Consider the following 14,491-nt stretch of genomic DNA (forward strand, 5'->3'; position numbering starts at 1 on the left):
TTTCCAGCCCCTCCCCTTCAGGGGAGGGGTTTGGGGTGGAGTGGGTCTCGCAGAGAGTGTCGCGTATGACTGCCTCCGGCGGACTGCCCCACCCCTAGCCCCTCCCCTGAAGGGGAGGGGAACTTTGGTCAGCGCGTCGGCACGGTCAGCGCGTCGGCGCTGGCGTCGCCCAGGTCGCTGCCGCCGTCGACGTTCAGGATCGTGCCGGTGATGTATTTCGCCGCCGGGCTGGACAGGAACATCGCCGCCTCCGCGATATCGGCCTTGGTGCCATAGTCGCGCAGCGGCAGCGATTTCTTGATCTTCGCCTCGCGCTCCGGATCGGCGAGGCGGCGCATCCCCTCCGTATCCGCGATCGGGCCGGGCGAGATCGCGTTGACGCGCACGCCGGCCGGACCCCATTCCAGCGCCAGACACTTGGTCACCATATTGACGCCCGCCTTCGCGGCACAGGCGTGGATCTGGAACGAGGACGCGCGCACCGCCTGTCCCGCGGTGATCGCGATCAGCGACGCCCCCGGCTTCACCAGATGATCCCAGCTGGCGCGGAACACATTGTACGTGCCCAGCAGGTCGATATCGATCACGGTCTTGAACGCATTGGCGCTGACGCCCAGCGCAGGCGCCAGGAAATTGCCCGCGGCGCCCGACACCAGCACGTCGATCGCGCCGTGCGCGGCCACCGCCTGCGCGAACGCCGCCTCCAGCCCGGCATAGTCGCGCACGTCGCACGCGATGCCGAGCGCGGTGGCACCGGCGTCGCGCAGCCCCTGCGCCGCCGCCTCGATCTTCTCCGCGCTGCGGCTGAGCACGGTGACCTTCGCCCCCTCCGCCGCGAAGCCGTGCGCGATCGCCAGGTTGATCCCGCTGGAGGCGCCGGCCACGAACACGTGCCGACCGCTGAACTCGCCCATCATCACTCTCCCTTTACGTTGGTAAAAGGATGGCGCGTGGCGCGCGCGGGCGCAAGTCGATCGTTTTAGCTGGTACGGGCGGTCGGACTCGAACCGACATGTATTGCTACGGCGGATTTTGAGTCCGCTGCGTCTACCATTCCGCCACGCCCGCGTGGAAGAGCGCGCGCCTTGCCACGGTTGCGCCCTGCGCGTCCAGAGCGGAGTTGACGCGCAGGACGATCAGTTCAGCGCGACGGGCCGCCGTCGCCGTCGATCAGATCGGGATCGATCGCGCGATCGAAGGCGATGCCGGCGCGCCCCTCCGTCTGCCACACGACGCGGCCCGCGACCCAGCCGACCTGCGGCAATTCCACCTCGACCGCGCTGTCGGGTGCGATCGCATGCGGCAGTTCCGCCATCAGCCCGCCCGACGAGAAGTTGCGTACCCGCACCTCGAATCCGTCCTGCCCGATCAGGCGCAGCTGCGCGATCGCGAAGACACTGCGGCGTCCGCCGACCCGGATCGGCTGCTGGTGTGGCGTCCTTGAACAAGCCTCGATCGATTCGTCCCATTGCTCTCACCGCGGATGTCATTTGCGGGGCGGTACCGCGATCCGGGTAAAGCCGAAATTAATCTGGCGCAATTTCGCGACGAAGCGCCTCAATCGTCGCGTGAAATCTTTTCGTTGCGTTCATGACGCTCCTGCGCCTCGACCGTCATGGTCGCGATCGGGCGCGCTTCCAGCCGGCCCAGGCTGATCGGCTCGCCGGTCACCTCGCAATACCCGTATTCGCCCTCGTCGATGCGGCGCAGCGCGGCATCGATCTTCGAGATCAGCTTGCGCTGGCGATCGCGCGTGCGCAGTTCCAGCGACCAGTCCGTCTCGCTCGACGCGCGATCGTTGAGATCCGCCTCGCGCAGCGAATCGAGCTGGAGCTGCGACAGCGTGCCGAGCGATTCGCGCAGGATCGCCTCCTTCCACGCCAGCAGCTTGGCCCTGAAATAGGCCTGTTGCCGCACATTCATGAACGGTTCGTCGGCGCCGGGACGATAACCGTCCGCGGCATCGTTCGCCGGAACCGTCATTCCGCCGCGCCCATTGTCGATATCCGTCACCGCCGTTGCCATGACCATCTCCCGCCCCCGGAGCCGGCAGACCATTGGCCTTACCGGTATGCCCCGGGCCGCGCCTATAAAGAGGCGCGCGTGCGCCGACAAGCGAGGATGCCGTCGGATCAGACGCTTGGCGGCACGTCCTGCCGCTCCGCCCGCCGCCCGTCGGCGTTCCGCAGTCGAACGCGCGTCGCGCCCGCGATCTTCCGCCCCATGATGGGACGTTAACCATGTTCTTCTACGCGACTCCCGATGAATACAGGCTGCACGCGGCAATATGGTGGTAAACGAGCTTGCGCTTAATCCTTTGTTTCGCACTTTGGCGGATGAGGACGACCATCATTCGTCTTTGATTCCACGGCGCAAGTTCCGCGTCGTCAACGAAAGAACGACGTTATGTCCGTGCGCATGGCTCTTGCGAAACTTTGTGCCTGCACCTGCGGCGGCGCCCTGATCGGCGGCGGCGCGGTGCATGTGGCGGAGCGCAACCACACGCGCACCGTCTATGCGAAGAAGGCGACCGCGCGCGTCGTGCGCCGTTCGGTGGCGAGCAACAGCAAGGTGCGCCGGGTGGTGAAGGCGCGCGGCGCGGGCGCCTGCGCCGCGACGACGGTGACGATCGCCAGCCAGGGCGCGCCGGTGCCGATCCCGCTGGCCCCCGCCCCCGTCTATGCCGCGGCCGACAGCGGCCCGGGCTTCGTCGGCGGGACGGGTGGCGGCTTCGGCGGTGGTGGCTTCGGCGGCGGCGGGTTCTTCGCGGGCGGCTTCTTCGGCGGATCGGGCGGGAGCAGCGGCAGCAGCGGGGGGATCGTGATCTCGTCCACCTCCAGCTCTAGCACCAGCGGATCCAGCTCCACCTCGTCGTCGGGGAACGTGTCCAGTTCCACCAGCAGCTCCACGGGCGGGGCCACGGTGGACATCGACAATTCAAATTCCAACACCAGCAACAATAACAATTCGAGTAACAACAGCAGCAACAATACGAACAACAACAATAGCAGCAGCAACAACACCAACACGAACAACAATTCGAACAAGAACAACAACGAGCAGAGCCAGAACCAGGGCCAGCAGCAAGGCCAGCAACAGGGGCAAGGTCAGGGTCAGGGTCAGGGTCAGAGCAGCACGTCCAGCACCTCCTCCTCGTCCTACGGCTCCAGCTCCAAGGGGTGGGGATCGAACCACGGCTGGTCGTCGAACGGCGGCTGGCACGGCAGCAGCGGGGGCAAGCCGCCGTCGAGCAGCGGGTCGAGCAGCGGCTCCCCCGCGCCGGTGCCGGCCCCGCCGATGATCCTGCTGTTCGGCGCCGCCGCCGCGGGGCTGGTGGCGCGGCGCCGGTTCGCGCGGAAGGCGGCGGCGTAGGCGGGACCCCGGCGGACGTCCCAACCCCTTCCGTTCCCCGGCGAAGGCCGGGGTCCAGTTGCGATCGGTTTTAGTATCTTACAAGCCGGCCGTTACTGGCCCCCGGCCTTCGCCGGGGAACAAGTGAGGGGTCCGCAGAGGTTTTAAAACACGTCCGGGGTGACGACAGAATCAAGGTAGCCGCCCCCTCCCCTAGGCGTTGAGCAGCGCCTGTTCGATATCCGGGATCGGATGGCCGGTCAGGTCCTTGCTGACCTCGCCGGTCAGCCGCTGCGTCACCTCCTTGTGATAGTGTTTGCGCAGCTCGCCGAGCGTCTTCGGCGCGGCGACGATGATGAGCGACTCGAACTCGTTGGCCAGTGCGCGGCGCTTGAGCAGGTCGGCCGCGTCGGCGGCGAAGCGGTCTTCCTCCTGCTGATGGAAATCCACCTCCTCCATATTGCCCGACCGGGTCGACGACGCGCTGCCCGCGGCGTCGGTCTTCTGGTCGCGATCGGCCGGGTTCTCGCGCTCCTCGGCATGTTCGACCTGGAGGTTGGGATAGTCCGCGTCGCCTTCGTTGCGCAGGAACAGCAGCTTGCGCCCGTCGACCACCAGCACCACGGATTGATGCGGGACCTGCATGGCTCGTTCTCCTTTTCTCGTTGGCGTTCGGGAAGGAGAACCCGCGGCGGCGGCGTGGGTTGCGGGGCGCGGGTTGCGCACGCCCTGCCCGCCCGTCATAGCGCGGCGCCATGCACGACATCCGCCTGATCCGTGACGATCCCGCCGCCTTCGACGCCGCGATGGCGTTGCGCGGTGCCCCTGCCTCCGCCGAGGCGCTGGTCGACCTCGACCGCCGCCGCCGCGAGGTGACGACCGAGGCGCAGGGAGCGCAGGCGCGCCGCAACGAGGCGTCGAAGGCGATCGGCGCGGCCAAGGCGCAGAAGGACGAGGCGACCGCCGCCGCGCTGATGGCGGAGGTCGCCGCGCTGAAGCAGCGGCTGCCCGAGCTGGAGGCGGAGGAAGCGCGGCTGGGCGCGGCGCTGGACGCGGCGCTGGCGGCGCTGCCCAACATCCCCGCCGCCGACGTGCCGCAGGGCGCGGACGAGGACGACAATGCGCTGGTGCACGAACGCGGGCGCCGGCCGGCGTTCGATTTCGCCGCCCGCGAGCATGATGCGATCGGGCCGGCGCTGGGGCTGGATTTCGAGACGGGCGTGGCGATCGCGGGGGCGCGGTTCACGCTGGTGCGCGGGCACGCGGCGCGGCTGCAACGCGCGCTGGGGCAGTTCATGCTCGACCGGCTGACGCGCGACCATGGTTATGAGGAGGTCGCCCCGCCGCTGATGGTGCGCGACGAGGCGGTGTTCGGGACCGGACAGCTGCCGAAGTTCGCCGACGACCTGTTCCGCACCACCGACGGGCGCTGGCTGATCCCGACCGCGGAAGTGTCGCTGACCAATATCGTGCGCGAGAAGATCCTGGGCCACGACGTGCTGCCGCTGCGGTTCGCGGCACTGACGCCGTGCTTCCGGTCGGAAGCGGGGGCGGCAGGGCGCGATACGCGCGGCTATATCCGCCAGCACCAGTTCGAGAAGGTCGAGATGGTGTCGATCGTCGCGCCCGAGGCGAGCGAGGACGAGCATGAGCGGATGACCGCGTGCGCCGAGGGCGTGCTCGACGCTTTGGGGCTGGCCTATCGGCGGATGAAGCTGTGCACCGGCGACATGGGGTTCACCGCGGCGCGGACCTATGATCTGGAGGTGTGGCTGCCGGGGCAGGCGCGGTATCGCGAGATTTCGAGCTGCTCGACCTGCACCGACTTTCAGGCGCGCCGGATGAATGCGCGCTACCGGCCGGAGGGCGAGAAGGCGACGCGGTTCGTCCATACGCTCAACGGGTCGGGGCTGGCGGTCGGGCGGACGCTGGTGGCGGTGCTGGAGAATTACCAGCAGGCGGACGGGTCGGTCGCGGTGCCCGACGTGCTGCAGCCGTATCTGGGCGGGCTGAACCGGCTGGAGCCGCGAGCGTGATCCTCCCCGGTACGGAGAGGGGGACCGCTCGCGCAGCGAGTGGTGGAGGGGGATCGCCACGAGCGATGCATGTGCGGAAGCCCCCCTCCACCAGCCTGCGGCTGGTCCCCCTCCCCGTGCCGGGGAGGATATTGTCCGCGGCGCTGGCGGGATCGATCGTGCTGGCGGGGTGCGTTCCCGCGGGGCGGCGTTCCGCCCCCGTGCCGCCGCCCGCCGCCGCGCCGGCACCGAAGCCTGCGCCGACCCCCGACGAGGTGGCGCAGCTGCCTGCCCCCGCGCCGGCGTGGGAGACGCGGCCGGTCGACGCCGATGCGAAGACGATCGCGGCGCAGCGCTATGTCGTGCGCAAGGGCGATACGCTGCGCGGGATCGCCGACCGCACCGGTTCCGCGTCAGAGGCGATCGCGCGTGCCAACGGGCTGTCGGCGCCGTTCGTGGTGCGCAGCGGGCAGACGCTGTCGATCCCGGGCGGGCGCTACCATCTGGTGCGGCCCGGCCAGACCGGCATCGCGATCGCGCGCGCCTATGCGCTGCCGTGGACGCGGATCGTCGCCGCCAATGCGCTGGTCGAGCCCTATATCCTGCGCGCGGGCCAGCGCATCCTGATCCCGGTCGATACCGCGCAGCCCGTGAGCGCGGCGGAGCGTGCCGCGGCCTTCACGCTGGACGTCGATTCGATCCTGACCGGGGGCGAGCCGGCGGTGGCGGCGAACCAGCCCCCTGCCCGCCCGGTCGCCTCCCCGCGCCGCGTGCTGCCCGCGACCGCGGCGGTGGTGGCGCCCGCGGCGCTGCCGGGACGGTTCATCTGGCCGGTCGACGGGCGCGTCATCCGCCGCTTCGGCCCGGGCGCCAGCGGCGAGCGCAACGACGGGATCAAGATCGCGGTGCCGCTCGATACGCCGATCAGGGCGGTGGCGGACGGCACGGTGGCCTATGTCGGCGACGGGATCGCGGCGCTGGGCGGGCTGGTGATCGTGAAGCACGGTGGCGGCTGGACCTCGGTCTATGGCCATGCCGCCAAGCTGTCGGTGCAGCGCGGGCAGGCGGTCACGAAGGGCCAGACGATCGCGCTATCGGGAGAAACCGGCTATGCCGATCGTCCCGAACTGCATTTCGAGCTGCGCCGGGGGCGGACGCCGGTGGACCCCACGACGCAATTGCCGCGACGCTGACGCGTGTGTAACCGCGGTCTCATCATGACGACCACTTATCAGTCCGACCTGCTGCGCCTGCTGTCCGAGCGTGGCTACATCCATCAGATGACCGACGCCGCCGCGCTGGACGCGCTGGCCGCGAAGCAGGTGGTGCCGGGCTATATCGGGTTCGATCCGACCGCGGCTTCACTTCATGTCGGCAATCTGGTGCAGGTGATGATGCTGCGTCGGCTGCAACAGGCGGGGCACAAGCCGGTCGTGCTGATGGGCGGCGGCACCGGCAAGATCGGCGATCCCAGCTTCAAGGACGAGGCGCGCAAACTGTCGTCGGAGGAGACGATCGCGGCCAATATCGCGGGCATCCAGCGCATCTTCGAACGCTTCCTGACGTTCGGGGACGGGGCCTCCGATGCGGTGATGGTCAACAACGCCGACTGGCTCGACAAGCTGGAGTACATCCCCTTCCTGCGCGAGGTGGGGCAGCATTTCAGCGTCAACCGGATGCTGTCGTTCGATTCGGTGAAGCTGCGGCTGGATCGCGAACAGTCGCTGAGCTTCCTGGAATTCAATTACATGATCCTCCAGGGCTACGATTTCCGCGAGCTGGCGCGGCGCAGCGGCGTGCGGTTGCAGATGGGCGGCAGCGACCAATGGGGGAATATCGTCAACGGCGTCGAGCTGGCGCGGCGGATGGACGGGGCCGAGGTGTTCGGCGTCACCACGCCGCTGCTGACCACCGCGTCGGGCGAGAAGATGGGCAAGACGGTCGCGGGCGCGGTGTGGCTGCACGAGGACCAGCTGCCGCATTTCGATTACTGGCAGTTCTGGCGCAACACCGACGATCGCGACGTGGGGCGGTTCCTGCGGCTGTTTACCGACCTGCCGCTGGACGAGATCGCGCGGCTGGAGTCACTGGGCGGCGCGGAGATCAACGAGGCGAAGAAGGTGCTGGCCAACGCGGCGACCGCGATGTGCCGCGGCGAGGACGCGGCGCGCGAGGCGGCGGAGACGGCGCGGCGCACGTTCGAGGAAGGTGCGGCGGGCGACACGCTGCCGACGATCGCGGCATCGGGCGCGATCGCGCTGGTCGATGCGCTGGTCGGGCTGGGCTTTGCGGCGTCGAAGGGCGAGGCACGGCGGCTGATCAAGGGCGGCGGCGCGCGCATCGACGGCGAGAAGGTGGCGGACGAAGCCGCGACGGTGACGATCGCGGGCCAGCCGGTGCGTATCTCCGCGGGCAAGAAGCATCACGGGATCGTCGTGCCGGCGTAGTTAACGCGCCGGTGCCGTAACGATTCATCATGGGTTAAAGCCGATCCTGCGACAAGGCGGACCGCTTTGTTGAAGGAAGTGCGTATGCGTCCCGCGATCGCCGTGTTCGAGGAGCGAGTCGAACCTCGCGACGAAACCCTGTTCCGCACCCGGTTGCGGCTGGAGGACGGATCGGCGCATGCCGCGACGATCGTCAACGTGTCGCCCAACGGGTTCATGGCGCGGTGCGACGCGGTGGTGGCGATCGGCGACCGGGTGGCGGTGACGCTGCCGGTGGTGGGCGATTTCTCCGGCGAGGTGCGCTGGACATTGGGCGGGCGCATCGGGTGCCGCTTGACGCGCGAGGTGCCGCCGGCCTTGTACCAGTTTGCGCTCGCGGCGATGCGGTGAATTAAGCCCCTCCCCTTCAGGGGAGGGGTTGGGGTGGGGCCGTCAGGAGCCAAAAGCGCTGGTCTCTGCGAGGCTCACCCCACCCCCACCCCCTCCCCTGAAGGGGAGAGACTTTATCACCCCGACCGTAACCGCGCCACGCCGGCGTCGCGTTCGAACAGGTAGAGCGCGGTCCGCGCGGCCTGCCCGCGCTCTCCGCTCAGGCCTCCGTCGCGGTCGATCAGCAGCCGCGCGTCGTCGGTCGCCGCGGGCAGCAGTTCGGCCAGCAGGTCCGGCGTCGCGAGGCGGAACATCGCCTCGCCCGACTGGCGGGTGCCGAGCAGTTCGCCGGCGCCGCGCAGGCGCAAGTCTTCCTCCGCGAGGCGGAAGCCGTCGTTGGTTTCGCGCATCAGCGCCAGCCGGGCGCGCGCCGTTTCGCTGAGCGACGGACCACGCAGCAGCAGGCAGACCGAGCGCCCTCCCCCGCGCCCTACGCGCCCGCGCAGCTGGTGGAGCTGCGCCAGCCCGAAGCGGTCGGCATGTTCGATCACGATCAGCGTGGCATTGGGGACATCGACCCCGACCTCGATCACCGTCGTCGCCACCAGCACGCCGAGGTCGCCGGCGGAGAAGCGCGCCATCACCGCGTCCTTCTCGGCCGGCTTCATGCGACCGTGGACCAGCCCCACCCGGTCGCCGAAGCGCGCGGCGAGCGAGGCGGCGCGGGCCTCCGCCGCCTGAAGATCGCTGGTCTCGCTTTCCTCCACCAGCGGGCAGACCCAATAGGCCTGTTTCCCCTCCGACAGATGGCGGCCGAGCGCGTTGACGACCTCGTCGACGCGCTCCTCGGAGACGACGCGCGTCTCGATCGGCTCGCGGCCCGGGGGCATTTCGTCGAGCCGGCTCTGGTCCATTTCGCCGTGGAGCGCGAGCGTCAGCGTGCGCGGGATGGGGGTGGCGGTCATCGCCAGCACGTGCGGCGGCGTCTTCCCCTTGTCCTGCAACAGCAGGCGTTCGGCGACCCCGAAGCGATGCTGCTCGTCGACCACCACCAGCCCGAGATCACGATAGGCGACCGCCTGCTGGAAGATGGCGTGGGTGCCGACCAGGATGTGGATCGAGCCGTCCGCCAGCCCCATCAGCGTCGCCTCGCGCGCGCGGCCCTTGTCGCGCCCGGTCAGCACCGCGATCTCGACCGGCAGCCCGGCGAGCAGGCGGCGCAGCGTTTCGTAATGCTGGCGCGCGAGGATCTCGGTGGGGGCGAGCATCGCGCCCTGCGCACCTGCCTCGACCGCGATCAACAGCGCCATCGCGGCGACCAAGGTCTTGCCCGAGCCGACGTCGCCTTGCAGCAGGCGGAGCATCGGCGCGCTCTGTGCCATGTCGCCTTCGAGTTCGCGGACGGTGCGCGCCTGTGCGCCGGTCATCCGGTAGGGCAGCCGCAGCAGGTCGCGCAGGCGGCCGTCGCCCTGCAACGCGCGACCGCGACGGCGGCGGGTGTCGGCGCGGACCAGCGCGAGCGCGAGCTGGTTTGCGAAGACTTCGTCATAGGCGAGCCGCGCACGGGCGACGGCATCGGCGGGGTCGGCGTGGATCCGCGCCATCGCCTCGCGCCACGATGGCCAGTCGCGTTGCGCCTTCAACGACGGTTCGATCCATTCGGCGAGGTCGGGCGCGCGTGCCAGCGCCTGTTCGACCAGCGCGGCGAGGCGGCGCGAGGTCATCCCCTCGGTCAGCGGATAGATCGCCTCGCGCGCGCGGAAACTGTCGTCGTCGGCGACGATCTCCGGATGGATGATCTGGAGGTCCTGGCCATATTGCTCCAGCTTGCCCGAGATGCGCTTCGTCTCGCCGAGCGGCAGCAGCTTCTTCACCCAGCCCGACGAGCCGCCGAAATAGACGAGGCTGACATGGTTGCCGAACTGGTCCTCCGCCTGCACCCGCGTCGGCGCGCGCGGCGAGGAGGAGGTGCGATGATCGCGGATCGTCAGCGTGATCGCGATGGTGCGGCCGACGTCGCCCTGCATCAGCTCGTCGCGTGCGAGGCGGTCGATCCAGCCCGACGGCAGATGGAACAGCAGATCGAGCGCGCGCGCGATTCCCAGCCGGTCGAGCGGCTTCTTCAGTGCCGGACCGACGCCTTTGAGCGCCTCCACCTCGGCGAACAGCGGATTGAGGATATCGGGTCGCATGACTATGTGGTCGCGATTATTCCGCTACCCTCCGTCATGCCAGCGAAAGCTGGCATCTTCCGGTGGATCGGGTGCGACCTAACCCCGAGATGCCAGCCCGCGCCGGCATGACGAAGGAATGTGATGGACCACGACATCAGCCTGAAACGCCTGCGCTTCCGCAGCTGGCACCGCGGCACGCGCGAGGCCGACCTGATGATCGGCGGCTTCTTCGACACGCATGGGCACACATGGAACGCGGCGCAGCTCGACTGGTTCGAGGCGCTGCTGGAGGAGCAGGACGTCGATATCATGGGCTGGGCGATCGGCTCGATCCCGTGCCCGCCGGAATGGGAGGGCGAGATGATGCAGACGATGCGGCGGGTGGATTTCGTGACGGTGCTCGATACGGGCATGTGAGATGCAATGGCTCCCTCTCCCCCGCGGGGAGAGGGCCGGGGTGAGGGGCCACCCCGGGCAATAGCGTTTGTGGCCGCCCCTCACCCAACCCTCTCCCCGCAGGGGAGAGGGCTAAAAGAGAAATGATGCCCGACCTTTCCTCGATCCTGAAGGCCACCCGCCCCCTCACCCTTTCCGGCGTGCCGGCGGGGTTCCTGCCGTCGCTGCTCGCCGACCTTGCGCGCGCGGCGCCCACCCGCGCGGTGTTCGTCGCGTCGGACGAGGCGCAGATGCGCAGCATCGCCGCCACCGCGCCGTTCTTCGCGCCGGAGCTGGAGGTGGTGCAGCTGCCGGCGTGGGACTGCCTGCCCTATGACCGCGCTTCGCCGACGTTGCGGGTGATGGCGGAGCGGATCGGGGCGCTCCACCGGCTCCAGCAGGCGCCACGCGCGGCGCAGCTGGTGGTGACCACCGTCAACGCGCTGACGCAGCGCACGCTGACGCCGTTCCGCATCCGTCAGCTGGTCGCGGAGCTGAAGCCCGGCGCGCGGCTGGGGATCGAGAAGCTCGCCGCATTGCTCCAGGCGAACGGCTATGTCCGCACCGACACCGTCCACGACCAGGGCGAATACGCGGTGCGCGGCGGGCTGGTCGACCTGTTCCCCAGCGGCGAGGAACAGGCGCTGCGGCTCGACTTCTTCGGCGACGAGATCGAGAGCGTGCGGACGTTCGATCCCGCCGACCAGCGCACCACCGGGCGGGTCGAGCGGTTCGTGCTGCTGCCGGCGTCGGAGGCGCTGCTCGACGAGGACAGCGTCAAGCGCTTCCGCACGCGCTATCGCGAGACGTTCGGCGCGACCGCGACCGGCGATCCGCTGTACCAGGCGGTCAGCGACGGACGGCGGCTGGCCGGGATGGAGCATTGGCTGCCGCTGTTCGAGGAGCGGCTGGCGACGTTGTGGGACCATCTGGGCGACGATGGGGTCATCGTGCGCGACAGCGGCTCGCCCGCGGCGGCCGAGGCGCGGATGGAGGCGGTCGCCGATTATTACGAGAACCGCAAGCGCGCCGAGGCGGCGGAGCCGGGCAGCTATCGCGCGTTGCCGGCGAAGACGCTGTACCTCGACGCGGATGAGTGGGCGCAACAGGTGGCGGAGTTTCCCGCGCATCTGGTGACGCCGTTCCACGAGCCGGAATCGGCGACGGTGCTGGACTTCGCGGTCGACGGGCCGCGCGATTTCGCGCCGGAGCGGGCGAACCAGGCGAATGTGTACGAGGCGGTGGTGGCGCATGTCGCGCGGTTGCAGCGCGAGCGCCGCAAGCCGGTGCTGGCGAGCTATTCCACCGGCGCGCGCGAGCGGTTGAAGACGTTGCTGGAGGATCACGGGCTGGCCGGTGCGCGGCTGGTGGAGACGTGGCAGGAGGCGTTGGGGGTCGCGGGGGGCGCCGCGGGTGTTTCGCTGATCGTCCTGCCGCTCGACCATGGCTTCACCGCGCCGGATGTCGCGGTGCTGACCGAGCAGGACATGCTGGGTGACCGGCTGATCCGGCGCGCCAAGCGGCGCAAGTCGGCGGATGCGTTCCTCGCCGAGCTGGCGACGCTGTCGCCGGGCGATCTGGTGGTGCATTCCGACCATGGCATCGGGCGCTATGTCGGGCTGACGCAGGTGCCGGTGGCGAAGGCGCCGCACGATTGCGTCGCGCTGGAATATGCCGGGGGCGACAAGCTCTACATTCCGGTCGAGAACCTCGAAGTGCTGTCGCGCTACGGCTCGTCGGAGGAGGGCGCGGCGCTCGACCGGCTGGGCGGCGAGGCGTGGCAGCGGCGCAAGAGCCGGATGAAGGAGCGCATCCGCGAGATCGCGGGTGAGCTGATCGCGGTCGCCGCCGAACGCGCGCTGCGCCCGGGCGAGATCGCGGAACCGGACAGCGCGGGCTATCCCGCCTTCGTCGACCGCTTCCCCTATGAGGAGACCGACGACCAGGACCGCGCGATCGGCGACGTGCTGGCGGACCTGTCGGCGGGCAAGCCGATGGACCGGCTGATCGTCGGCGACGTCGGCTTCGGCAAGACCGAGGTCGCGCTGCGCGCCGCCTTCGTCGCGGCGATGGCGGGGATGCAGGTGGCGGTGGTGTGCCCCACCACGCTGCTGGCGCGGCAGCACCATATGAACTTCACCGGCCGGTTCGAGGGCTTCCCGATCAACATCGGGCGGCTGTCGCGGCTGGTGCCCGCGGCGGAGGCGAAGCGGGTCAAGGATGGCCTCGCCGACGGGTCGATCGACATCGTCATCGGCACCCATGCGCTGCTGGCGAAGACGGTCGATTTCAAGCGGCTGGGGCTGGTCATCGTCGACGAGGAGCAGCGCTTCGGGGTGACGCACAAGGAGCGGCTGAAGACGCTGCGCGCCGACGTCCATATGCTGACGCTGACCGCGACGCCGATCCCGCGGACGTTGCAGATGGCGATGAGTGGCTTGCGCGAACTGTCGGTGATCCAGACGCCGCCGGTCGATCGGCTGGCGGTGCGCACCTATGTGATGCCGTGGGATCCGGTGGTGCTGCGCGAGGCGCTGCTGCGCGAACATTATCGCGGCGGGCAGTCGTTCCTGGTGACGCCGCGGATCGCCGACCTGCCCGATATCGAGGAGTATCTGCGCCGCGAGGTGCCCGAGATCCGCTATGTCGTCGCGCACGGCCAGATGGCGCCGACCGAGGTCGAGGAGCGGATGAGCGCCTTCTACGACCGCAAGTTCGAGGTGCTGGTGTCGACCACGATCATCGAGAGCGGGATCGACATCCCGTCCGCCAATACGATGATCGTCAACCGCGCCGATCGCTTCGGACTGGCGCAGCTCTATCAGCTGCGCGGGCGGGTCGGGCGGTCGAAGACGCGCGCTTATGCCTATATGGTGTCGCCGCCCGAGCGGCAGATGACCGAGGCGGCGGAGAAGCGGCTGAAGGTGCTGTCCGACCTCGATTCGCTCGGCGCCGGGTTCCAGCTTGCCAGCCACGATCTCGACATTCGCGGCGCGGGCAATCTGCTGGGCGACGAACAGTCGGGGCATATCAAGGAGGTCGGCTACGAACTCTACCAGTCGATGCTGGAAGAGGCGATCATGGAGGCGAAGGCCGGCGGCATCCGCGAGCGCCAGCGCGACTTCTCGCCGCAGATCAGCGTCGATGCGCCGATCCTGATCCCGGAGGACTATGTCCCCGACCTCGACCTGCGCATGGGCCTGTATCGCCGGTTGAACGAGGTGGACGAGGTGCGCGGGCTGGACGAATTCGCCGCGGAGATGATCGACCGCTTCGGCGCGCTGCCCGAGGCGACCGACAATCTGGTCAAGGTGATGGAAATCAAGCTGAACGCGCGCAAGGCGTGCGTCGCGAAGCTGGACGTCGGGCCGAAGGGCGCGCTGGTGACGTTCCACGACGATACGCCGCCGAACGTCGCGGGGCTGCTCGCCTGGGTCGACAAGCTGGGCGGAATCGCGAAGCTGCGCCCGGATTCGAAGCTGGCGCTGACGCGCGCATGGGGCGACCCCAAGGCGCGGCTGCACGGGGCGTTGCAGCTGTCGAAGGGGCTGGCGAAGGCGGCGGGGTGAGGTGGTCGACCACCTCCGTTCGAAGCGAACGGTTGGGGGAACCCGTCACCCCGGACTTGATCCGGGGTCCCGCTTCTTCTGCGGCGTTGGCGAGACAGCGGGACCCCGGCTCAAGGCCGGGGTGACGGGCG

At 69.2% G+C, this 14,491-nt stretch carries 12 protein-coding genes and 1 tRNA gene; 7 read left to right on the top strand and 6 right to left on the bottom strand.

From position 1 onward, the window contains the following. Positions 1-128 precede the first annotated feature (128 nt). The 4 genes from PGN14_RS07325 to dksA form a co-directional block, all read right to left on the bottom strand. Positions 129-917 (bottom strand): SDR family oxidoreductase, encoded by a 789-nt coding sequence (locus tag PGN14_RS07325; protein WP_335298823.1) that lies wholly within the window; start codon positions 915-917, stop codon positions 129-131. Between the two features lie 67 nt (positions 918-984). Further along, a tRNA-Leu gene (locus PGN14_RS07330) sits at positions 985-1,068 on the bottom strand. Between the two features lie 73 nt (positions 1,069-1,141). Next, positions 1,142-1,456: a PilZ domain-containing protein gene (locus PGN14_RS07335; RefSeq protein ID WP_335299186.1), complete on the bottom strand. Its 315-nt coding sequence runs from the start codon at positions 1,454-1,456 to the stop codon at positions 1,142-1,144. Between the two features lie 101 nt (positions 1,457-1,557). After that, entirely contained in the window at positions 1,558-1,983 is a 426-nt protein-coding gene (dksA, locus tag PGN14_RS07340) for an RNA polymerase-binding protein DksA (protein ID WP_335299187.1), read from the bottom strand. 435 nt (positions 1,984-2,418) lie between these two features. Between dksA and PGN14_RS07345 the strand changes: the two genes are divergently transcribed. Continuing rightward, a complete protein-coding gene (locus PGN14_RS07345) occupies positions 2,419-3,372 on the top strand; it encodes a hypothetical protein (protein ID WP_335299188.1) in 954 nt (317 codons plus the stop codon). A 192-nt stretch (positions 3,373-3,564) separates the two neighbouring features. Here the strand turns inward: PGN14_RS07345 and PGN14_RS07350 are convergent, their stop codons facing one another. Further along, positions 3,565-3,996, bottom strand: a complete 432-nt coding sequence (locus PGN14_RS07350; RefSeq protein ID WP_335298824.1) for a host attachment family protein — start codon at positions 3,994-3,996, stop codon at positions 3,565-3,567. A 110-nt stretch (positions 3,997-4,106) separates the two neighbouring features. Between PGN14_RS07350 and serS the strand changes: the two genes are divergently transcribed. The 4 genes from serS to PGN14_RS07370 all read left to right on the top strand — a co-directional run bounded on the left by serS (position 4,107) and on the right by PGN14_RS07370 (position 8,203). After that, on the top strand, positions 4,107-5,387 hold the full coding sequence (serS, locus tag PGN14_RS07355) for a serine--tRNA ligase (RefSeq protein ID WP_335298825.1): 1,281 nt from the start codon (positions 4,107-4,109) through the stop codon (positions 5,385-5,387). A 155-nt stretch (positions 5,388-5,542) separates the two neighbouring features. Continuing rightward, positions 5,543-6,559 carry a peptidoglycan DD-metalloendopeptidase family protein gene (locus tag PGN14_RS07360; protein WP_443019490.1) on the top strand — a complete coding sequence of 339 codons (1,017 nt, stop codon included), beginning with the start codon at positions 5,543-5,545 and terminating at the stop codon, positions 6,557-6,559. A 24-nt stretch (positions 6,560-6,583) separates the two neighbouring features. Further along, positions 6,584-7,813, top strand: a complete 1,230-nt coding sequence (gene tyrS / locus PGN14_RS07365) for a tyrosine--tRNA ligase (protein ID WP_335298826.1) — start codon at positions 6,584-6,586, stop codon at positions 7,811-7,813. Positions 7,814-7,897: 84 nt separating this feature from the next. Next, positions 7,898-8,203 (top strand): PilZ domain-containing protein, encoded by a 306-nt coding sequence (locus PGN14_RS07370; RefSeq protein ID WP_335298828.1) that lies wholly within the window; start codon positions 7,898-7,900, stop codon positions 8,201-8,203. A gap of 116 nt (positions 8,204-8,319) precedes the next feature. Here the strand turns inward: PGN14_RS07370 and recG are convergent, their stop codons facing one another. Next, on the bottom strand, positions 8,320-10,374 hold the full coding sequence (recG, locus tag PGN14_RS07375; protein WP_335298830.1) for an ATP-dependent DNA helicase RecG: 2,055 nt from the start codon (positions 10,372-10,374) through the stop codon (positions 8,320-8,322). 123 nt (positions 10,375-10,497) lie between these two features. On the opposite strand from recG, the gene PGN14_RS07380 reads away from it, so the two are divergent. Further along, the gene (locus tag PGN14_RS07380) at positions 10,498-10,773 is read left to right on the top strand and encodes a succinate dehydrogenase assembly factor 2 (RefSeq protein ID WP_335298831.1); all 276 of its coding nucleotides are present in this window, start codon (positions 10,498-10,500) and stop codon (positions 10,771-10,773) included. A gap of 125 nt (positions 10,774-10,898) precedes the next feature. Next, on the top strand, positions 10,899-14,360 hold the full coding sequence (mfd, locus tag PGN14_RS07385; protein ID WP_335298833.1) for a transcription-repair coupling factor: 3,462 nt from the start codon (positions 10,899-10,901) through the stop codon (positions 14,358-14,360). Positions 14,361-14,491: the final 131 nt, after the last annotated feature.

The sequence above is a fragment of the Sphingomonas adhaesiva genome (assembly GCF_036946305.1).
Taxonomy (GTDB): domain Bacteria; phylum Pseudomonadota; class Alphaproteobacteria; order Sphingomonadales; family Sphingomonadaceae; genus Sphingomonas; species Sphingomonas adhaesiva_B.